Origin of the sequence: Oryzifoliimicrobium ureilyticum, from assembly GCF_037199735.1 — a bacterium.
GTDB classification, from domain to species: Bacteria; Pseudomonadota; Alphaproteobacteria; order Rhizobiales; family Rhizobiaceae; genus Rhizobium; species Rhizobium ureilyticus.
Map to the genome: position 1 here is coordinate 78,548 of NZ_JBBBVQ010000002.1, position 21,345 is coordinate 99,892.

At 55.0% G+C, this 21,345-nt stretch carries 14 protein-coding genes and 2 pseudogenes; 9 read left to right on the plus strand and 7 right to left on the minus strand.

Annotated elements, in window-relative coordinates:
- Positions 1–10: 10 nt before the first annotated feature.
- The 6 genes from VQ830_RS03575 (at position 11) to VQ830_RS03600 (ending at position 6,419) form a co-directional block, all read left to right on the plus strand.
- Positions 11–1,216, plus strand: coding sequence for a D-alanyl-D-alanine carboxypeptidase family protein (locus VQ830_RS03575; RefSeq protein ID WP_337266704.1), 1,206 nt, complete (start codon positions 11–13; stop codon positions 1,214–1,216).
- A 207-nt stretch (positions 1,217–1,423) separates the two neighbouring features.
- Positions 1,424–2,077, plus strand: coding sequence for a dTMP kinase (tmk, locus tag VQ830_RS03580; RefSeq protein ID WP_337266705.1), 654 nt, complete (start codon positions 1,424–1,426; stop codon positions 2,075–2,077).
- A gap of 18 nt (positions 2,078–2,095) precedes the next feature.
- The gene (locus VQ830_RS03585) at positions 2,096–3,121 is read left to right on the plus strand and encodes a DNA polymerase III subunit delta' (RefSeq protein ID WP_337266706.1); all 1,026 of its coding nucleotides are present in this window, start codon (positions 2,096–2,098) and stop codon (positions 3,119–3,121) included.
- Positions 3,122–3,257: 136 nt separating this feature from the next.
- On the plus strand, positions 3,258–4,808 hold the full coding sequence (gene metG / locus VQ830_RS03590) for a methionine--tRNA ligase (RefSeq protein WP_337266707.1): 1,551 nt from the start codon (positions 3,258–3,260) through the stop codon (positions 4,806–4,808).
- 3 nt (positions 4,809–4,811) lie between these two features.
- Positions 4,812–5,594 (plus strand): TatD family hydrolase, encoded by a 783-nt coding sequence (locus tag VQ830_RS03595; protein ID WP_337266708.1) that lies wholly within the window; start codon positions 4,812–4,814, stop codon positions 5,592–5,594.
- Between the two features lie 3 nt (positions 5,595–5,597).
- Positions 5,598–6,419 (plus strand): MBL fold metallo-hydrolase, encoded by an 822-nt coding sequence (locus tag VQ830_RS03600; protein ID WP_337266709.1) that lies wholly within the window; start codon positions 5,598–5,600, stop codon positions 6,417–6,419.
- 19 nt (positions 6,420–6,438) lie between these two features.
- Here the strand turns inward: VQ830_RS03600 and VQ830_RS03605 are convergent, their stop codons facing one another.
- Complete coding sequence (locus VQ830_RS03605; protein ID WP_337266710.1) at positions 6,439–7,047, minus strand: TerC family protein; 609 nt, start codon at positions 7,045–7,047, stop codon at positions 6,439–6,441.
- A gap of 404 nt (positions 7,048–7,451) precedes the next feature.
- On the opposite strand from VQ830_RS03605, the pseudogene VQ830_RS03610 reads away from it, so the two are divergent.
- A pseudogene (locus VQ830_RS03610) lies at positions 7,452–8,458 on the plus strand (helix-turn-helix domain-containing protein).
- A gap of 316 nt (positions 8,459–8,774) precedes the next feature.
- Here the strand turns inward: VQ830_RS03610 and dhaL are convergent.
- Positions 8,775–10,475 (minus strand): dihydroxyacetone kinase subunit DhaL, encoded by a 1,701-nt coding sequence (dhaL, locus tag VQ830_RS03615; protein ID WP_337266711.1) that lies wholly within the window; start codon positions 10,473–10,475, stop codon positions 8,775–8,777.
- Positions 10,476–10,821: 346 nt separating this feature from the next.
- Here dhaL and VQ830_RS03620 point away from each other — a divergent pair, with 346 nt between their 5' ends.
- Positions 10,822–12,747: a hybrid sensor histidine kinase/response regulator gene (locus VQ830_RS03620; RefSeq protein WP_337266712.1), complete on the plus strand. Its 1,926-nt coding sequence runs from the start codon at positions 10,822–10,824 to the stop codon at positions 12,745–12,747.
- A 209-nt stretch (positions 12,748–12,956) separates the two neighbouring features.
- On the opposite strand, the gene hemN is transcribed toward VQ830_RS03620, so the two are convergent.
- Positions 12,957–14,309: an oxygen-independent coproporphyrinogen III oxidase gene (gene hemN / locus VQ830_RS03625; protein ID WP_337266713.1), complete on the minus strand. Its 1,353-nt coding sequence runs from the start codon at positions 14,307–14,309 to the stop codon at positions 12,957–12,959.
- A 416-nt stretch (positions 14,310–14,725) separates the two neighbouring features.
- On the opposite strand from hemN, the pseudogene VQ830_RS03630 reads away from it, so the two are divergent.
- A pseudogene (locus tag VQ830_RS03630) lies at positions 14,726–15,339 on the plus strand (demethoxyubiquinone hydroxylase family protein).
- A 47-nt stretch (positions 15,340–15,386) separates the two neighbouring features.
- Here VQ830_RS03630 and VQ830_RS03635 read toward each other — a convergent pair.
- The 4 genes from VQ830_RS03635 to queA form a co-directional block, all read right to left on the minus strand.
- On the minus strand, positions 15,387–18,041 hold the full coding sequence (locus VQ830_RS03635; RefSeq protein ID WP_337266714.1) for an MGH1-like glycoside hydrolase domain-containing protein: 2,655 nt from the start codon (positions 18,039–18,041) through the stop codon (positions 15,387–15,389).
- A gap of 175 nt (positions 18,042–18,216) precedes the next feature.
- Positions 18,217–18,996, minus strand: a complete 780-nt coding sequence (locus VQ830_RS03640) for a transporter substrate-binding domain-containing protein (protein WP_337266715.1) — start codon at positions 18,994–18,996, stop codon at positions 18,217–18,219.
- A 94-nt stretch (positions 18,997–19,090) separates the two neighbouring features.
- Positions 19,091–20,233: a tRNA guanosine(34) transglycosylase Tgt gene (gene tgt / locus VQ830_RS03645; protein WP_337266716.1), complete on the minus strand. Its 1,143-nt coding sequence runs from the start codon at positions 20,231–20,233 to the stop codon at positions 19,091–19,093.
- Positions 20,230–21,327 (minus strand): tRNA preQ1(34) S-adenosylmethionine ribosyltransferase-isomerase QueA, encoded by a 1,098-nt coding sequence (gene queA, locus VQ830_RS03650; RefSeq protein WP_337266717.1) that lies wholly within the window; start codon positions 21,325–21,327, stop codon positions 20,230–20,232. The genes tgt and queA overlap by 4 nt, the downstream gene beginning before the upstream one ends.
- Positions 21,328–21,345 lie beyond the last annotated feature (18 nt).

Genomic DNA, 21,345 nt, shown 5'->3' on the forward strand with positions numbered 1-21,345 from the left:
GCCCTGCTGCATGGGAGGTGCAGAGGTGAAAAGCCTGATCAAACTGGTCTTCGTGCTTGCAGCGATTCCATTTTCAGCATCAGCGGCCGATGGTGCTGGAGGTTTCGCGACGAAAGCTCCACGCGCATACATGATCGAAAGTACGACGAACACGGTCATTTTGGCGAAGAACGAAAATCAGATCTTTGCTCCGGCCTCTCTGTCGAAGTTGATGACGGCCGATTTAGTGTTCGATTCAGTCAAGAGCGGTGCTCTTTCTTTAGATCAGGAATATCCAGTTTCAGAATTCGCCTGGAGAACCGGTGGAGCTCCGTCGCGGACGGCAACCATGTTCGCTGCGCTAAAGTCAAAGATCCGTGTGGACGACCTTATCAAGGGTGTGGTCATCCAAGGCGCCAATGATGCCTGCATCGCCCTGTCGGAAGGGATGAGCGGCACCGAGGCTGCTTTTGCTGCGGCAATGACGCGCCGTGCCAAGGCACTCGATATGACGCAGTCGGTCTTCGGAAACTCAACCGGCCTGCCAGATAACGGCAGGAGCAAGACAACCGCAAAAGATATGGTCAAGCTTGCTGCCGATTTGCAGCAATCCTACCCGGACTTCTATCGCTACTATGCTTTGCCCGACTTTACTTGGAACAAGATATCACAGCGCAACCGCAACCCTCTTCTTGGTCTGGATGCAGGCGTGGACGGCCTTGTCACCGGCTTTGCAGAGGGGGAGGGATACTCGATTGTCGCATCTGCTTCCAGAAACGACCGGCGGGTTATTCTCGTTCTCAGCGGCCTCGCGAGCGATAAAGAAAGAACCGAAGAAGCCAAGCGTGTTTTGGATTGGGGGCTGACCAACTTCGAGACGCGGCAAGTCTTTGCCGCGGGCGAACAGGTTGCAGAAGCCAGCGTCTTTGGCGGTCAAGCCGGAAGCGTTCCGTTAGCGACGAAAGACGCTGTCAGCGTGTATCTTCCGTCTGCAAATCCCGATCGGCTCTCTGCTCAGGTGGTTTACCACTGGCCACTTAAGGCGCCGGTCACCAAAGATACACGGGCCGCGACGCTCCGCATCTTTGCAGGTGGCAAAGCCTTGCGCGAAGTACCTCTCTTTACCGGTTCGGCTGTGGAAGTTGGTTCGCTGACGGATCGAGCATGGGATGCTGTCGTGGAACTGACCGAGAGCTTGTTGTTCTCGTGGCTATGGGATAAGCCAAGCTCAACGTGAAACGTCGACGCGGTGCCGTCCAAAGGCGACAACAGCGCCTCAAAGATCGGTTCTGTTTCCAAATCTCCTGCGGTAAACAGGGGCGGCGGGAGCGTTGGCTCATCTTCCGACCTGGGCGCCCGTTGAACGTTTGTTTGAGAATCCGGCTAAGGTGCCGGCGAATGTGGGGCTTGCTTGATCAGATGGCCCCGTGAAGGCGGATTGCGGTTGGCATCGGATAGAGGTTTATTTGTAACGTTCGAAGGCGGCGAGGGCGCCGGCAAGTCGACGCAGATTCGCCGGCTGGCCGCAAGCTTGGAGCGAGCGGGTGAAACTGTCGTGGTGACCCGAGAACCAGGAGGCTCGCCCGGAGCGGAAGCGGTGCGGCATGTGCTTCTTTCAGGCGCGGCCGAGCCATTCGGGACCCGCATGGAAGCAATCTTGTTTGCTGCTGCACGAAACGATCACGTGGAAGAGGTCATTCGTCCTGCGCTGGAGCGCGGCGACATCGTTTTATGCGATCGGTTTGCTGATTCTTCTCGGGTCTATCAGGGCGTTACTGGCAATTTGCCATCCGCCTTCATCGAATTGCTGCAGCATGTTGCCATCAATGGTGTCAATCCCGACTGCACGCTGATTCTCGATATACCCGCAGAGGTCGGCCTTGCACGCGCCCGCAAGCGTGGCAGCGATCTCGCGGCTGCCCCAGATCGTTTCGAAAAGGAAAAACTGGAAACGCACGAAAAACGGCGAGAGGGATTTCTGGATATAGCAGCGAGAGAGCCGGATCGGTGCCATGTAATCGATGCACTTGACGCGGAGAACGTGATTGCGGCTCAAATCGAACGCATCGTTCTCTCACAGATTGCAGCGCGCGCTTGAGAGTGTTGGGCCTACGATATGAGTGACAACAAACCGGGACTTTTGGATGGCGCGATTGCGCCCTGGGACAACAACAAGCTATTTGGCCATCAGGACGCAGAGACCTTTTTGGCTGAAACTTATAGATCTGGAAAAGGTCATCATGCGATTTTGATCGAGGGGCCACCCGGGATCGGTAAGGCAACCTTGGCCTTTCGCTTCGCAAACCATGTTCTTAGCCATCCGGATCCAGTGTCTGCGCCAGTCTTTTTGGCCGATCCTGATCCTGCCGCGCCGATCAGTCGGCAGATCGCTTCCGGCGCCTCGCATCACCTTTTGCATTTGACGCGGCCCTTCGATGAAAAAACAGGCCGCGCGAAGTCCGCCATCACAGTTGATGAGGTCCGCAGGGCCGGCCGTTTCTTTTCCCAAACCTCGGGCACTGGCAACTGGCGAATTGTGATCATTGATCCGGCCGACGACATGAATCGCAACGCAGCCAATGCGATTCTCAAGATTCTCGAAGAGCCACCCAAACGGGCGATGTTCCTCGTTCTGTCGCATGCGCCAGGCCGATTGCTGCCGACCATTCGTTCGCGTTGCCTGTCACTCAATCTCGCTCCGCTCACAGAGCGCTTCGTTGCTGATGTTCTTGAGCATCTGGGCTTGGGACCGGCCGATCCCAAGTTGTTGGAACTCGCGCAGGGTAGCGCCGGTGAGGCACTCAAGCTGATCAACTATGGCGGTGCCGATATCGTCGCGGCATATCGTGAGGTTTTCTCGAGTCCGGGACCAGCTGCGCGCAAGGCTATGCATCGTCTCGCGGATGCGCTTTCAGGAAAAGACAGCGAAACAATCTTCGATTTCTTTGTCAGCCATATCGGAGACGATCTTATGCAGAAGGCAAGAGCTGCCGCCTACAGTGGCGATGTGTCGAAGGCCGAGCAACTGTCGCGCTTATGGTCAAGCGCAACCGAGCGATTTTTAGTTGCAGATTCCTATAATCTGGATCGCAAACAAACCATCATCGGCATCCTTGGAGACATCCGGTCGGCTGTCGCCTGAAGATTTGGTGGCGGCGTGTCGTTCGAACTCACCACCTCTGGAGCCCATCGGTGAAACTTGATGTTTCGCTTGCCGTCGACATGCGCTAAGAGCGGCGGACACATCGAGATAAGATCAAGAAGCCGGATAGGCAGCCATGACAAACAAGACCCCATATTACATCACCACCGCGATCTCCTATCCCAACGGCAAGCCTCATATCGGCCATGCCTATGAATTGATCGCGACCGATGCGATGGCTCGCTTTCAGCGCCTGGATGGCAAAGACGTCTTCTTCTTGACCGGCACGGATGAGCACGGCCAAAAGATGCAGCAGACTGCGCGCAACGAGGGTGTGACGCCACAGGAACTTGCCGACCGCAATTCAAGTGAATTCCAGTCGATGGCAAAGCTTTTGAATGCCTCCAACGATGACTTCATCCGTACCACGCAAGAGCGTCATCACGAGACATCGCGCAATATCTGGAACCTAATGGCCAAGAATGGCGACATCTACAAGGACAGCTACGCCGGATGGTATTCGGTGCGCGATGAAGCCTATTATCAGGAAGATGAGACAGAAGTGCGCGGCGACGGCGTGCGCTATGGTCCGCAGGGCACGCCTGTCGAATGGGTGCAGGAAGAAAGCTACTTCTTCAAACTATCGGAATATCAGGATAAGCTCCTGAAGCATTATGAGGAAAATCCGGACTTCATCGGACCTACCGAGCGCCGGAACGAGGTTGTTTCGTTCGTGAAGTCGGGCCTGAAGGATCTGTCCATTTCTCGGACAACCTTCGATTGGGGGATAAAGGTCCCGGATGATCCGGCGCATGTAATGTATGTTTGGGTGGATGCGCTGACCAACTACATCACTGCGACGGGCTACATTGAAGACCAGCACGGCCCGCGCGCAAAATATTGGCCGGCAGATCTTCATATCATCGGGAAGGACATCATTCGCTTTCATGCTGTCTACTGGCCGGCCTTCCTGATGTCGGCTGGCCTGCCCTTGCCGAAGCGAGTTTATGCGCACGGCTTCCTGCTCAACAAGGGCGAGAAGATGTCAAAATCCCTGGGCAACGTCGTCGATCCTGTTAACTTGGTTCAGCACTTCGGCCTTGATCAGGTGCGTTACTTCTTCTTGCGCGAAGTATCCTTCGGTCAGGATGGTAGCTACAGCGAAGAAGCGATCGGCACACGGATCAATTCCGATCTCGCCAACGGCATCGGCAACCTTGCAAGCCGCTCGCTCTCCATGATCGTCAAAAATTGCGACGGTAAGATCCCCGAGTGTGGGACGCTGACGCAGGCCGACGAAGCCATGCTTTCTGCCGCGGACGGAATTGCAGCACTGACACGCGAGGAAATGAACAGGCAGGCCATACACCGCGCTCTCGCGGCGATCATCGCTGTCGTCTCAGAGACCGACCGCTATTTCGCGGGAGAGGCTCCGTGGGCGCTGAAGAAAACCGATCCGGCGCGAATGGGCACTGTTCTTTACGTAACGGCAGAGGTCGTGCGCCAGATCGCCATCCTTCTGCAGCCCTTCATGCCGCAGTCGGCAGCAAAGCTTCTCGATCTCGTGGCTGCACCGGAAGACAAAAGAAACTTTGCTGCTTTGGGCGCAGCCGGGCGTCTGGTTGCGGGAACGCCGCTGGAAGCGCCAACGCCAGTCTTTCCACGCTATATCGCGCCGGAGGCGTGACGCATGCTGATCGATACCCACTGCCATCTCGACTTCGCCGACTTCGAGATCGAGCGCGACGATATCATCCGTCGTGCGCACGATGCTGGCGTGACGCAGATGGTGACGATTTCGACGCGTGTCGCCAAGCTCGATGGGCTTCTTGCGCTGACAGAGCGATATCCGTCAGTCTTCTGTTCGGTTGGCACACATCCGAACAATGCCGGCGACGAGCTGGACGTAATGGCCGAGGACTTGGTGCGGCTTGCAAATAGCCACTCAAAGATCGTGGCGATCGGCGAATGCGGCCTCGATTACTTTTATGATACGCAGCGCCCGGAGGACCAAAAAACTGGCTTCAGGCGTCACATCGAAGCTTCGCGGCAGACACAGCTTCCGCTTGTCATCCACAGCCGCAGCGCAGACGAAGATATGGCTTCGATTTTGCGGGAAGAGAGCGGGAAGGGGGCTTTCCCCTTCATCCTTCATTGCTTTTCGGCTGGTCTCGCGCTTGCGCAAACTGGCGTAGAGCTCGGCGGCTATATCTCATTTTCGGGGATTTTGACTTTCCCGAAATCTGAGGAGTTGCGGGAAATTGCAAAAACAATTCCGCACGACAGGCTGCTTGTTGAGACGGACGCACCGTACCTTGCGCCGAAGCGCTGGCGCGGCAAACGCAATGAGCCTTCATATGTCGTCAATACGGCAGAGATCCTGGCGGAAACGCTTGGCCTTTCCTATGCCGAAACGGCCAGGCTGACGACGGACAATGCCTACCGCGTTTTCTCCAGGATGCCGAGGGTCTAGGCTGTGAGCTTTCGCCGGCGCTTCACCATTTTAGGCTGTTCGTCGTCACCAGGCGTGCCGCGCATTACCGGAGATTGGGGTGCATGTAACCCCGAAAACCCGAAAAACCGCCGTCGTCGCGCGGCCTTCCTCATTGAGCAATTCAGCGATGACGGCGTAACAACCGTTGTCATCGATACTGGGCCGGATTTTCGTGAGCAAATGGTAGCGGCAAAGGTCAAACATATTGATGCTGTCCTTTATACACATCCCCATGCCGACCATATTCATGGCATAGATGACCTACGTGGCTATTTCCACGAATCGCATCATCGCGTTCCCATCTATGCAGATCAGTTTACGATGGATCGTATTCGAGAGGCTTTCGGTTATTGCCTCGAGACGCCACAGGGCAGCAATTACCCGCCAATCGTCAAACCAATCATTATTAGCGACATGGACGAGCCTTTGCGTATTGAAGGGGCAGGGGGCACCGTCAACCTTCAGCCGCATGTCCAGCAGCATGGCGATATCCAGTCTCTCGGTTTTCGCATAGGTGACGTCGCTTACTGCAGCGATATCAGCGACTTTCCGGAAGCCTCAATTGGGAAGCTCGCCAATCTGCACACCTTGATAATAGATGCACTTCAGTACCGTTATCATCCCAGTCATCTTTCTCTTGAGCAATCACTTGGCTGGATTGAACGTCTGAAGCCAAACCATGCGATACTCACGCATATGCACACGCCGCTTGACTACGATACCGTGATGGCCGAGACGCCCGATCACGTCGTTCCGGCCTATGACGGACTGGCTTTTGAAATCGAGGTTGACAGCGGCCCATAGTCGATGGGCCACGCTTGGATCAGGCGGTGAGATACGGCCAAACTTCGACGGCGCCGCGGTAAATCATATCGAGCGAAACATAGAGAATGATCGCCAAACCGATGTAAGCGATCCATCTGAAGCGATTGAGAAGACCGGCGATAAAATTCGCAGCGACGCCCATAAGCGCAACTGAAAGCACAAGACCGGCAATCAACACCGACGGATGTTCACGCGCAGCGCCGGCAACAGCCAAGACGTTATCGAGCGACATAGAAATATCAGCCACAACAATTTGCATGGCTGCCTGCATGAACGTCTTGCGAGGCTGGGCAGAGCCATCTGCACCGCTCTCGTGATGACCGCCGCTACGTAACTCGCGCCACATCTTCCAGGAGACCCAAAGAAGCAGCAATCCGCCAGCCAGTAGAAGGCCAATGATAGCAAGAAGATAGACTGCAATGCTCGCGAAAAGGATACGGATAACTGTTGCTGCCAGTATACCAATAATAATTGCTTTGCGACGCTGATCAGGCGCTAATCCAGCAGCCGCCAAACCAATGACCACCGCATTGTCCCCAGCCAGAACCAGATCGATAACGATGACTTGTAACAGTGCCGTGAGACCGGCAGCGGTGAATATATCCATAGTTTCCCCCTGAATTTCAATGCGTGCTAACCGAGCTTCCTACAGCGGTCAACATGAGGCGCCTCAAGCACTTATCAAGCGCGAACGACGACAATCCGTTCTAGCGCTAGAGCAGCTAAGCTCGTCAAGCTGATTGAAATAAGCTTTTGGCACTGAAGATTTGGATGATGAGCAGCGGTTGTGCAATCTTCTTCGAAGCGTCGATGATAAGGCCAAACATAAGGCAGCTCGAAACAGGGCGTGGAGACGTTTGAAGCTACAAAGATCAAAGACGGCACAGTGATAGGAGTTCCATAATCTATCTTATGCGATTTTCTGTTGTAGCCGCAAAGTTGGAATGTCCTGTTTCTGCAAAGTTGGAATGTCACACTCCCCGGGTCTGAATGACGTGTGGGAGATTGCGGATGGGATTGATAGCGATGAGCGAGCGCGATCTGCAGCGGATCGAGATTTTGTCGAAGGTGGTTGCCGGCCGGATGACCATGGTGTCAGCGGCGCATGTGCTTGACCTGAGCGAGCGCCAGGTGCGCCGGCTGCTGGAGCGTATACGGACTGGTGGCGCAGCTTCGATCCGGCACAAGGCGATCGGCCGACCTTCGAACAACCGCATAAGCGACGAGGTTCGCGATTATGCGATGACGCTGGTTCGCGAACGCTATTGGGATTTCGGGCCGACGTTGGCGACGGAGAAGCTGGTTGAGGCCAGGGCATGACCCAGTTCGGGCGTGCGCTCTGTGAGCTAAACATTGAGATTCTTTGTGCAAATTCGAGCCAGGCCAAGGGTCGGGTCGAGCGGATGAACCGGACGCTGCAGGACAGGCTGGTCAAGGAGCTCAGGCTTTCTGGCATCGACACCATGGAGGCTGGCAATGCGTTCTTGCCGGGCTTCATGGAAGGCTACAATGCGCGATTTGCAATCGTCCCTGCCCGCCCGGACAACCTGCACCGGCCGCTTAATCTGGCGCCGGATCGGTTGACGGAGATCCTGTGTAAGCGCGAGCAGCGTTATGTCGGATCGCAGCTGACGTTTTCGTTCGAGCGCCAGCGGATCATGCTGGAGGAGACCGAGGTGACGCGTGGTCTGGTGGGTCGCTATGTCGAGACCTATGCCTATGCGGACGGTCGGCTGGAAGTGCGTTGGAAGGGGCATTCCCTGCCCTACACCGTGTTCGACAAGGATCAGCGGGTGACGCATGCGGCGATCACAGAGAACAAGCGGTTAGGTGATGTTCTTGCCTTTATCAAGGAGCGCCAGGAGCAGCAGGACAAACCGAAGGTGAAGAGCAACAGCGACAAGAATGGCTACGTCAAACGTGCTCGCGGACCGGGCCGGCGGAAGGATTTTGTGAACGATCCGGCGGTGATTGCTCGGCGAAAGGAGGCGCTGTCGCGGCAGCAGGCTGCTGAGTGAGGCGTCTCAAAGCTAAAGCCGAAGAGGTGTGTTTACCACCCGCCCCGATCTGATCTTGCAACTGGGATCAGCCGCTCAGATCGGGGCTGGCCTGTGTGCAGTATGGTGGCCTGGCGGACATTTTTACTTTGCAAACCGGCGGACATTTCAACTCTCCCGCCACATTGTTTAGCGTTGTACATTCTATTTCCAAGTGCGACATGCCCGTAATTTCAATGGCTTCACTTCGAGATGCTGGCGTGTCCAGATGCTACACGCCAATCACCCTCGCCGACCGCCGACGTCTAACTCAAGCGTTTGATGTCAGCGCAAAGGATCAATCAATATCTCTCATCGCGTTCAACCAGATGGTGACGGCGACCGCGCCTGCGTCGGCATGGCCTAGCGCGCGCTCTCCGAGATAGCTGGCTCTTCCAAGACGCGGGTTCATCGTTTTTGTTGCTTCAGCACCTGTCAAGGCTGCATCGATTGCCGCGCTCCAGGCTTCATGAGCGTCGACGCCTTCTCTGAGCTTTTTCCTGAATGTGTCGGCCGCCGGGTAAAGCGCATCTACCATTGTTCTGTCGCCGGGCTTTGCTCCGCCAAGATCGCCGATGGCTTCAACCGCAGCACAGAAGGCTTCGGCAAGTTGATGAGGCGTAGGCTCTTCAGTAGCGGAAAGATTGCGGGCCGCACGCATCAGCGCAGTTGCGTAGAATGGACCTGAGCTCCCGGCGATCGCTTTCCGCACGGCGTTACCTATGACGGTGAGGGATGTTGAAAGGTCGGAAAAGCTTTCGGACGGCAGGGAAAGAATGGCTTCTGCCCCTCGCCGCATGCTCGCGCCGAGGTCTCCGTCTCCCGCAACGCTATCGAGCTCCGTCAAGCGGGCTTCCGCTTCAATCAAGGCTTGGGCGGCCCTGCGAGCAACTCTTTGGGCATAAGCGCCGGCGAAGGTGATCTTGTTGGCTCCATCATGAGCCGTTTGTGCTGCTTCTGTCGCATGGTTGACGTGGACCGGACTTTGATTGACAGGACCGCCTCTCGGCCAAGCCAAAGCATCGGTCGGAGTATCAATGAGATTGAGAACTGTCTCGTCGACTTTCATCAAAGACAGAGAAAACCCCGGCATATCAAGGGCCGACAGGAAGGTACCCGTCCACGCTCTTACGACCGTAAAGTTTTTTTCTCGGAGGATCATCATTGCAGAGCGTGCAATAATCGATAACTCCATGGGCGGCGTTGCACCTAGGCCATTAACAAGGAGTGCCACCCCATCGCCTTCACCAAACTGTCCATCCGCTTCTATGGCTTCAATGACAAGGCGAACCAGATCGTGTGCCGGAGCAATCGACATTCGCCGGACCCCTTGCTCGCCATGGATGCCGAGGCCCACTTCGATCTCGTTTGCCCCGAGGTCGAAGCCAGGTTTACCTACTGACGGCAACGTACAGGCCCCGAGCGATATGCCCATCGAAGCAAGGCTTTCGGCAGCGTCTCGCGCAACTTTAACCACCTCCCCCAGCGAGGCCCCCTGCTCTGCTGCGGCCCCAGCGACCTTGTGAACAAAAATCGTGCCTGCAACGCCGCGACGACTGTTTCTGTCGACCGTTTGGCGTAAGGCGACGTCATCAGCAACAATGACCAGCTCAACGGGAATGCCGTCGGCGCGTGCAAGCTCTGCGGCGAGCCCAAAGTTCAAGCGGTCGCCGGTATAGTTTTTGACGATCAAAAGTGCACCAGCGGGTCCGGAAACGGCCTTGATTGCGGCAAGAACCGCGTCCGTGCTAGGTGAGGTAAACACATCTCCGGCGATAGCGGCCGAGAGCATGCCAGCCCCTACATAGCCCGCATGCGCAGGTTCATGACCGCTGCCACCCCCAGACAGGACCGCGACTTTACGTTGCGCAGGCGCCGGTAGGTCTGAGCGAACGACGATGTTTTCATCCTGCAAGAGCGCAACTCCCGGATTGAGCGCGACAATGCCCTCGAGCATGTCTCTCACCACAGTCGATGGGGAGTTGATCAACTTTTTCATGGCGTCCTCCTCAGTCATGTGAGGGTACTGTCTCGATCTGATGTTCAGCGCCTACCCTCACAAGGTTGGATAGAATAATGGCAATCCCTGATGGAAGGTCAATCGTGAGATACCACATTGCGCGAGCGTCAAACTTGGCCCGCACCGCCAAGATGGCTACCGGACACTCTTTCCGCAAATTCTTGCTCAGCTCTCCTTGATGTTTCATTGCACAGGGCGGTTCATCCGCTGTTTCGAAAATCATGTTCATTTCCTGCGTCTTCGCGATCGAGCTTTCAATCCGCGGCAGATGATTTTCGTGGGAAAACCTGTCATAGAGGCAGCCTTCCATGCCCAAGGAGCAGCCATGCCCCATCGCCTGATTTCACCCCGCACGGCCACCTCAAAGGAACTCGATAGCCTGGTGCATGTCCTTGATGGAGCTGACATCATTATTCACAGCTTGGCGGGCACCATCACCCATTGGTCGATCGGAGCGGAGAGCCTCTACGGCTGGACGCGCGAGGAGGCCGTCGGCGAAAAGGTTTTCGAGCTTCTCGCAACTCAATATCCCAATCCGAGAAATGAGATTCTGGAGGATTTAAAAACGCGGGGGTTCTGGCGCGGAGAGATTGTTCATCGTCATAAAAGCGGTCACGATATCCAGGTCGCAACGCGCTGTGTGCTGGTCAATCTTGCGGATGGACAGCCGGCGGTGATCCAGACCAACAGTGATATCAGCGCACTCAAGAAGGCGGAAGAAGCCGTCCGTGCGCGTGAAGCGCACCTGTCTTCGATCCTTGAAACTGTTCCAGATGCCATGGTGGTCATCGACCAGAAGGGCATCGTCATGTCCTTTAGCAAGGCAGCAGAAAAACTCTTTGGCATGAGTGCCGAACAGATTTGCGGAGAAAATGTCAGCAATCTGATGCCTAGTCCTTATCGAGATGCTCATGACGACTATATCAACCGCTACCTTGAAACGGGCGAAAAGCGGATTATCGGGTATGGTCGGGTGGTTACCGGTCGGCGCGCCGATGGCTCGCTTTTTCCCATGGAGCTTCATGTAGGAGAAGCGACATTTAACGGTGAACGTATTTTCACCGGCTTTGTCCGTGATCTCACAAGCAAAATCAAAATAGAAGAAGATCTCCGTCAGGCTCAGAAGATGGAGGCTGTCGGACAGCTGACTGGCGGCCTTGCCCATGATTTTAACAATCTTCTGACAGTCATTAGCGGGAACCTTGAGATGATCGAGGCAAAGCTGCAGCCAGGCCCTCTGCGAGATATGCTTACTGAGGCGCAAGATGCTGCGGCGGACGGCGCGAAATTGACCGGACAATTGCTCGCGTTCGGCCGTCGCCAGCCCCTTAGCCCAAAGCAGGTCGATCTTGGGCAGCTCATCACGAGCTTCTCAGATCTGCTCAGAAGGACGCTCGGCGAAAACATCAGATTATCGACGGTGCTTTCAGGCTCCCATCTTGAGGCCTTTGTAGATGCATCGCAGCTCCAGAACGCGATTCTCAACATCGCTCTGAATGCTCGCGACGCAATGCCAAAAGGCGGTAGCCTCACAACGGAAATCTCTAGCGTCAGCCTTGATGCGGACTATGCCAAAATGTATCCGGAGGTGCGCAGTGGGAACTTCATCCTCATCTCTGTGACCGATACGGGTTCGGGCATGACCAAGGAGGTCAAGCAGCGCGCAATCGAGCCATTTTTCACCACAAAGCAGGTAGGTTCGGGAACAGGCCTCGGACTGAGCATGGTCTATGGATTCGTCAAGCAATCCGGCGGTCACATCCAGATTTACAGCGAGGAAGACAGAGGTACAACAATCAGAATTTACCTGCCCGCCCTGAGCACGCCGAAGTCAGATCTCTCAGCTCCAGATGCGGAACCTGCTCAAGCTCCCCTTCCCCAGGGAAGCGAGCATATACTCATCGTTGAAGACGATCCTCGGGTCAGGAAGGTGGCAGTGACGCGACTAAGGGACATGGGTTATCATGTTGTGGAAGCAGCTGATGGCGCAGCCGCGCTTCAGATACTAGCCAAGAACCAGGAAATCGCGTTGTTGTTTTCCGACATCGTGTTGGCCGGAGGAATGTCGGGCGACGAGGTGGCGCGGGAGGCTCGCAGACAGCGGCCCGATTTGGCGGTGCTCTTTACTTCCGGATATTCAGAGCCAGCGCTGACGTCACATGAGGTCATTGCTGGCGCTCAGTGGTTGCGCAAACCCTATACGGCGCGCCAGCTCGCCGAAAGGATCAGAAGTCTTCTTGATCACGGATAATGTCCTGCAGCCCGTTGGCGTGATCGGAAATGACAGGTGGTCGAAAGATCCTTCATGCCGCTGGTTCGGATCGGACACAATACAACCTAACGAGGCCGACGTTGACGCTTTAGCAGCGCCACGCAGAAGCTAAAAAAGGAAGTGAAGAAATGAGCATAAGACACAGATGAATTGGACTTTTATGGCCAATGATTGATCTTCTCTCCGCGTCAGGCTGCCTTGCTAAATGTTCTCCTGGAAGCATTGAAATAGACATCGAAAGCAGATGCGACGGCGCGTACCATGAAGCGTGCATCCTGAATGACGATCAACCGACCATCCTCGACAGTCACGACACCGTCCGCAATCAGGCTGGACAATCGTTCATTGCGCTCAAGTAGAAAGCTGTCTTCATAGCCGGCCGCACGGCTCAACTTGCCGACATCAGCTTCAAAATCACACATGAGCCGCTCTATGATTGTGCCGCGCAATTTGTCCTCCTTCGAAAGAAGATATCCCTTCGCTGTTGGCAGATTGCCTGTCGAGACAAGGTCCGAATAGCGACCCAGCGCCACATGGTTCTGATAATAGCCGGACGAAAGGCGGCTGATGGCCGAGGCACCGAGCCCAATAACGTTTTCACAATCATCCGTCGTATAGCCTTGAAAATTCCGGTGCAGCTTTCCTTTGGCTGAAGCAATCGCAAGTCCGTCCTGAGGAAGCGCGAAATGATCAAGGCCTATTCGGATATAGCCCGCAGAGACAAGCTCCGCGGCAATAGCTTCAGCCTGCGCATTCCGTTGATCGGCATTAGGCAAGGTAGCATCGTCGATCAGCCGCTGATGTTTCTTAAAACTGGGAACATGCGCATATCCAAAGACTGCAAAACGCTCGGGCTGCAGTTCAAGCGCCATTCTTGCCGTCTCAAGGCATGACGCCACCGTCTGGAACGGCAGGCCATAGACGAGATCGAAATTCGTGCTTTTGACGCCTTTTGAACGCAGCGCGGTAACGGCATCCTTGGTTTCGTTGAACGTCTGAATGCGATTGATGGCTTTTTGGACTACGGGATCGAAGCTCTGTACACCGAGGCTGACGCGATCAATCCCGTTGTCATGGAGAACATCGATCATATCGCTGGTCAGCGTGCGCGGATCGATTTCAACGGCCACACTCGCATCTTGCTCGAAACGAAACGTCGAGCGCAGCCTTTCCATCAATAAAGAAAACTCGTTCGGCGCAAGGATTGTGGGCGTCCCTCCTCCGAAGTGAATGCTTTTCACTGGAATGCGACCGCCAGCGGCCTTTTGAACGAGCATGATCTCACGGCTCATCACCTCAAGATAATTCCGGATCGGTGCATCTTGCAGCGTGATTGTCGTATGGCATCCGCAGTACCAGCACATGGCTCGACAGAAAGGAATATGCAGATAAATCGAAACAGGTCCTGCATCTGCGGCTTCTTCAAGCGCTGGGGCATAATGATCAGGACCAATGCTTTCCGCAAAGGCTGGAGCTGTTGGATAGCTGGTATAGCGCGGCAATCGTGCTTCGCCGTATTTTGCGATCAATGCCTCTGACATCTTGGTCCCTTCGTTCACCTAAGATGCCATTTCTCATGGTTTGAACACGCGATCCTTGTCATGGATCAATTTAGAGCGTGACATGAAGCCTGACGCCGTCAGAGCAGCCTTTGTTCAGCGAGACTGCTCAGGTCGGATCGACCTTGAGCTCGGAGCAACTTTTACGACCTTCCCGGTATCAAGACGTGCTCTCTTGATTGTTGTTTCTCCTTTGAAAGCCGACAAAGTTAGGTTTGAAGAACAGACCTCTGCTTTTGCAGAAATTGCATCGCCCGGATTTTGCACGTATCTCTTCAGAAACTTTGTTGATCACGGCAACCGACATTATCAGCTGGCGGCGAGACTATCCTGCTCTGCGGACGGCCACTTTGCGAGTTGCTCGGATCGCTGCGCGATCCTCTATAAGGTTCATAAAGCTGCTTTGCAGTCTTAAGGCCTTCCCCAAGTCTGCCCAAACATGGCCCGATGTTACAGTCCGTCGTATCTTAAAGGTCAATCACGCCGGCGAGTTTGGCGCTATCCGGATTTATGCGGCTCAGATTCGAATTGCCCGCCTCTTTTATCCGGACATGGTTCCCGCTCTTTGTGAAATGCGGGACGATGAGATCGAGCACTGCCGCTTATTTCGCGATGCGATGCCTTCTCGTGATATCCGCCCCTGCCGTATCAGGTCTCTTTGGAGCATTGGGGCTATCTCCTGGGATTTTTGACGGCGATATGTGGACGTAACATGATTTGGATCTGTACCGAATCTGTTGAAAGCACTGTCCATTGACATTTCCAAGACCAGTTGTTTTTCCTCGAACGCCATGATCCAGATTTAAACGCCCTCATTTTGTCCATTTAGGAACAAGAGTTAGCACATCTGAGAGAGGCTGAACGCAATCAGCGCCCGTTAGGCATCGGTCGGTCAATGCTGCTGCCCGTCATCGCAGCGTTGACCGATCTCATGATCTGGCTTTTCACATGGGGTGATTCAAGCTGGATGCGCAGGGAGATGGCCCGCGCCACGCAGGACACGGATCGATGAAGCCTAAGCCTCGGGCACGAAAATTGATCGGTAAGTTGATGCCGACCTCAGCCTTGAGAAGACGCGCGTTCCGCAAGCTGTTTCAGCAACAGAGCCGCCAAAGCTGTCCACCCCGTCTGGTGAGAAGCGCCGAGACCTGCACCGGTGTCTCCGTGGAAATACTCAAAGAATAAAATCGCGCTCTCCATACGTCCTTTTTCGCCAGTCGCACATAACGATGGCGGGATAGAATTATTTCCGTTTGGTAGGAAAAGACTCACAATGCGGCTCGCAAGAGCATCGGCCGCTTCCCCCAGATCGATCATCGTGCTGCTTTGGCTGGGAAAAGGCACTTTGAAATCTCTGCCGAAGTAGCTGTCGAATTTGTTGATCGAATCCACGATAAGATAATTGACAGGCATCCAGATCGGCCCGCGCCAATTCGAATTGCCGCCGTAAAGGCCGGTCGGTGCTTCTCCTGGCTGGTAGGCGACCTCTATCAGACCGTCAGCAAAGGATACCCTGCAAGGGTCTGCCAAGTGCGCTTTGGAAAGTGATCTTATACCGAAATCAGAGAGGAACTCGGCTGGGTCGAACGCGCGCGCCAGCAGACATTTTAGTCGATGTCCTCTCAGCAAAGAAAGAAGATAAGTCTGCTCGGCCCCCTCCTCGTCCCAACGCGAGACAAGGGCTGCAAGCTTCGGTCGATGCTTGAGAAACCAAGCCATTCTCGCTTTGAACCCCGGTACCTTGTCGAGCAATTTCTTGTCGATCACCTCGACGGCGAAAAGCGGAATGAGGCCGACCATTGATCGCAATCTGACAGGCGAAGCGACACCGTCACGATCTCTAATGACATCGTAGAAAAATCCGTCCTCGTCATTCCATAACGACTCGCCGCGCCCTTCCGCATCTGACATGGCCCCTGCGATTGACAGGAAATGCTCGAAAAACTTTGTGGCAAGGTCCTCATAGAGCGGCTTTTCCTGCGCCAGTTCCAGCGCCATTGCCATCAAATTCAGCGCATACATGGCCATCCAGGCGGTTCCATCTGCCTGATCGATCGTTGCACCATCCGGCAGAGGTTCGGATCTGTTGAACGGGCTGATATTGTCGAGACCGAGAAAGCCGCCCTGAAAGAGGTTTCGTTCTCCCTCGTCGCGCCGGTTGACCCACCAGGTAAAATTCAACAAGAGTTTATGCAGGGTGCGCTCGAGAAAATCCGTGTCTGGCTCAGCACCGCGCGATTTCTCAGCGCGGTATATCTGAAGGGCTGCCCAGGCATGAACTGGGGGATTTGCGTCCGCAAATTCCCATTCGTAGCCGGGAAGTTGCCCATTTGGATGCATGTACCATTCGCGCATAAGAAGAAGGAGTTGATCCTTGGCAAAACGCGCATCGATATCGGCAATGGCAACGGCGTGAAACGCGAGATCCCAGGCCGCAAACCAGGGGTATTCCCACTTGTCTGGCATCAGCATGACATCAGCGGTGTTGAGGTGCTGCCAATGCTTGTTGCGTCCATAGAGGCGCGCATGCGGCGGGGGTGGCTGCAGCGCATCGCCCTCCAGCCATTGACTGACATCGATATGATAAAATTGCTTCGACCATAGCAGCCCTGCCATCGCCTGGCGGTGCACGAATCGAGCATCATTGTCCAAGCCGCTTTGAACGATGGCGTAGAACTCGTCTGCTTCGTCGATCCGCTGCGTGAGAATGCGGTCGAAATCCTGGAAAGCTGGCTGATCTTTATTGGCATCAGGCCTCCAGCGGACCCGCACGCAGCGCTCCTCCAGGGGCTTCAACTCCATGACAACAATCGCCGCCACCTTGGTGCCAAACGCCCGCCTTACCGCATTGCGATCCCCTTTAACGATATAATCATGAACGCCGTCCTTGAAAGGCCCGGTAGCTTTGCCTTCAAAAAGGAGTGGAATATTTGTCTCATTTTCACAGAAAAACAACTCATGCGGGCCGTCAACCTCAAGGCGTCTCTTTGGTCTGCCCTGACGGGAGGCGACCGCATCGTGATCATCCGCCTCGATTGCAGGTCGATCACCGACATCGTCCCAAGACCAGGTATTCCGCGCCCATAGTTGCGGAATGATCCAGATTTTACGGTTTGAAGGTCCGAAATTTTTGACACTGATGCGCATCAATATGTCATCGGGAGCCGCCTTGGCGTGCTCAATAGTAATGTCGAAATAACCGCCTTCGAAGATACCGGTATCCACCAGCTCATATTCCGGTTCAAGGCGCGACCGAGACAGGCTTGTTGTCACCAAATCCTCATAAGGGAAGGCTTGGTGCGGATAGCGATACAGCATCTTGCCATAGCTGTGGGTAGGTGTAGCGTCTACGTAGTGGTAGACTTCCTTTACATCCTCACCGTGGTTGCCCTGCGGATTGGTGACGCCGAAAAGTCGTTCCTTTAGATGAGTATCGCAGCCGTTCCAAAAGGCCGGCGCAAGGCACCATCGGCCGCCCTCATCGGTGATGCCGCCAATTCCATCTTCTCCCCAGCGATAAGCGCGGCTACGCGCCTCGTCGTAGGTGAAATACTCCCATGCGTCACCATCAGCACTATAATCTTCGCGAACGGTACCCCATTGCCGATCCGACAAATAAGGGCCCCAGCGACGCCAGTTATTGGTTTGATTGGTCGATTGAAGCCGTTGCCCCTCAACGGTGGCTGCCACGCGGGCTTGTAGACTTTCGGGCATGACGCTTCCTTTTAGCGCGACCTGATTGAGACCGCCGCAACAGAGCAGATCGCGCCTGCTGAGGAAAGGGCAGCGATATCCAAAACGCCGCCACTCACGGCAATCTTTAAAGTCCAAAGACCCGCATTCGAACGGACGCCTTTAAGCAGAAACTTAAGGGTTTAAAACGCCAGTCCTATTGCATTGCAGCATCAAGTTGCTTCTGCATGTCCCCGTTTCTCAACTCATCGGCGACGAATGCATCGACATATTCTTTGAACGCAGCATTCTTCGGCATCAGATATGCCTTTTCAAAATGAGTGAATGGAGAAGAGACTTTTGCAGGGCATAATACGCCTGGATGAAGTTTGGATTGCAAATCCACCTCGACGCCGTCCGTGACCATGACGTCGGCCTTATCGGCTGCAATCTGATCGAAGATCTTCCTGTTGTCGGGGAAGATCTCAAGGGAAGCTTTGCCAAGATTTTCATGAGCAAATTTTTCGTTCGTGCCGCCAGGATTGACGATCAAGCGAACTGACGGCTGGTTGATTGCTTCCAGCGTCGTATATTTCTCGCTGTCGTTGCATCTGGCGATCGGCCTCTTACCGTCACTCCCCGTAGAGACCGAAAAATCTCCGACCTTGGCGCGTTCAGGATTGATCGTGATGCCCCCGACAGCAATGTCGAATCTATTGGCACGAAGATCGTCCAGCATCGTCTTCCAAGTGGTCGTGACAAAGACCGGTTTGACACCGATATGTGCAGCAAGTTCCTTGACAACGGCAATGTCCGCACCCGTAAACTCGCCATCAGGACCTTTGTACGTGAAAGGTTTATAATCGCCCGTCGTGCCAATCCGCAGAACCCCACTCTTCTTGATCGTGTCAAGAACCTGTTGATCGGCCGCGTGGGTGTTGACGGCAGAAAAGCCCATCACCGCGAACATCATCGCCATACGAAGCATCTTCATCATGATTCCAGCCCTCCTGGTCATAGTTATCTTCCGCAATCGTGCGGATCACCGTTGCACTAGTCCAGAAGGACCGTGAAAAAGAGCCCAGCAGCGATCATACGGGCGCAAGATCGCCCCTCGCCCACTCCTCGATCGTTTCCGCCATGAAATCGGCAAATCGACCCTCAGCAATCGCCCGACGGATGCCCTGCATCAGTTCCTGGTAGTAAGCCAAGTTATGCCAGGAAAGCAGCATGCCACCAAGTGCCTCATTGGAGCGCACCAGATGGTGAAGATATGCACGAGAATAGTCGCGCGAGGCTGGGCAGGTCGATTGCTCATCGAGTGGCCGCATGTCTTCGGCGTGGCGCGCGTTGCGAATATTCACTTTACCCCGGCGGGTGAAGGCAAGGCCATGTCGACCAGAGCGGGTCGGCATCACGCAATCGAACATATCGATCCCCCGCGATACGGATTTCAAGATATCGTCAGGCGTTCCAACGCCCATCAGATATCTCGGCTTTTCGGCCGGCATGACCGGCAGCGTTATATTCAACATCTCGAGCATGACATGCTGAGGTTCGCCGACAGCAAGTCCGCCTACGGCATATCCCTTCAGATCGAGCTGTTTAAGACCCTCGGCGGAGCGAATGCGTAGAGCCGGCACATCACCTCCCTGGACGATGCCGAACATAGCTTTGCCCGGTTGGTTGCCAAAGGCGACGCGGCATCGTTCAGCCCATCTCAAAGACATTTCCATAGCTCGCTCGATCTCTCGCGGCTCTGCCGGAAGCGCGACGCATTCATCGAGCTGCATCTGAATATCCGAGCCGAGAAGACCCTGGATTTCGATCGACCGCTCCGGCGACATATGATGCAGGCTGCCGTCGACATGGCTCTTGAATGTCACGCCTTGCTCATCAAGTTTGCGTAGGCCCGAAAGCGACATGACCTGGAAGCCGCCTGAATCGGTCAGGATCGGGTATGGCCAGCGGATCAGTTCGTGAAGTCCGCCCAGGCGAGCGACACGCTCGGCGGTGGGACGCAGCATGAGATGGTAGGTATTACCAAGAATGATGTCTGCGCCGGTTTCCCGAACCTGGTCAAGATACATGGCTTTGACCGTTCCTACCGTGCCGACGGGCATGAAGGCAGGTGTGCGGATCACACCGCGTGGCATGGAGACTTCGCCAAGGCGCGCTCCGCCATCCGTTTTTTTAAGCGTAAATTCGAAATTCGTCGGGGCGGCTTCGGTCATGGATCTTTCCGGAAAAGCAGGCTTGAATCGCCATAGGAGTAAAAGCGGTAGCCGGTAGTTATGGCATGCCGATAAGCCTGATGCATTCTATCGAAGCCTGCGAAGGCCGACACGAGCATGAAAAGGGTTGATCGCGGCAGGTGGAAGTTTGTCATCAATATATCGACGGCGCGAAAACGATAGCCGGGCGTAATGAAGATATCCGTTGCTCCGGACCAGGCATTGATCGTCCCGTCCTCGCTCGCTGCACTTTCGATCAACCTCAGCGACGTCGTGCCGACGCAGACGATGCGCCCGCCACGTGCTCTGACAGCGTTGAGCCGCGCGGCGATATCCTCACTGACATAGCCGATCTCGCTATGCATCTTGTGGTCCGAAGTGTCGTCGGCCTTTACCGGAAGAAAAGTGCCAGCTCCCACATGCAGCGTTACGAAATGTCTTTCGATTCCTGCCGCATCGAGTGCCTCGAAAAGACCGGGCGTGAAATGCAACCCGGCTGTGGGCGCGGCGACCGCTCCTTCCTCGCGGGCATAGATCGTTTGATAGTCGACACGATCCCGATCATCTTCGGGGCGCTTGGCCGCGATGTATGGCGGCAGCGGAATATGACCGACCGAAGCAATCGCCTCATCTAGAGCCGGGCCCGAAAGGTCGAAGACAAGTGTTACCTCGCCGCCGTCCGCCTTGTCCGTCACGACGCAATCAAGCGTTCCAAACATACAGGTGGAGCTAGCTCGTGCATCGGTTTCACCGAAGGCAATCCGATCACCGACCTTTATGCGCTTACCCGGTTTGGCAAAGGCCTTCCATTCAGCTGGCCCGGTGCGCATATGAAGCGTTGCTGAAATTCTCTGACCTGGCGCTCCCTCTCGAAAACGAGTTCCTTCGAGTTGAGCCGGGATGACCTTGGTGTCGTTGAAAACCAGCGCGTCCCCTGCCCTTAAAAAGGATGGCAACTCGCGAACAATCGCATCGCGGAGCATTGGCGTGCCATTGGGATCGACAACAAGGAGCCGTGCCGCATCCCGCGGCTCGGCCGGACGCAAGGCAATGTTATCTTCCGGCAGATCGAAATCGAAAAGGTCTACGCGCATATCCGCAGCCACCTCAAA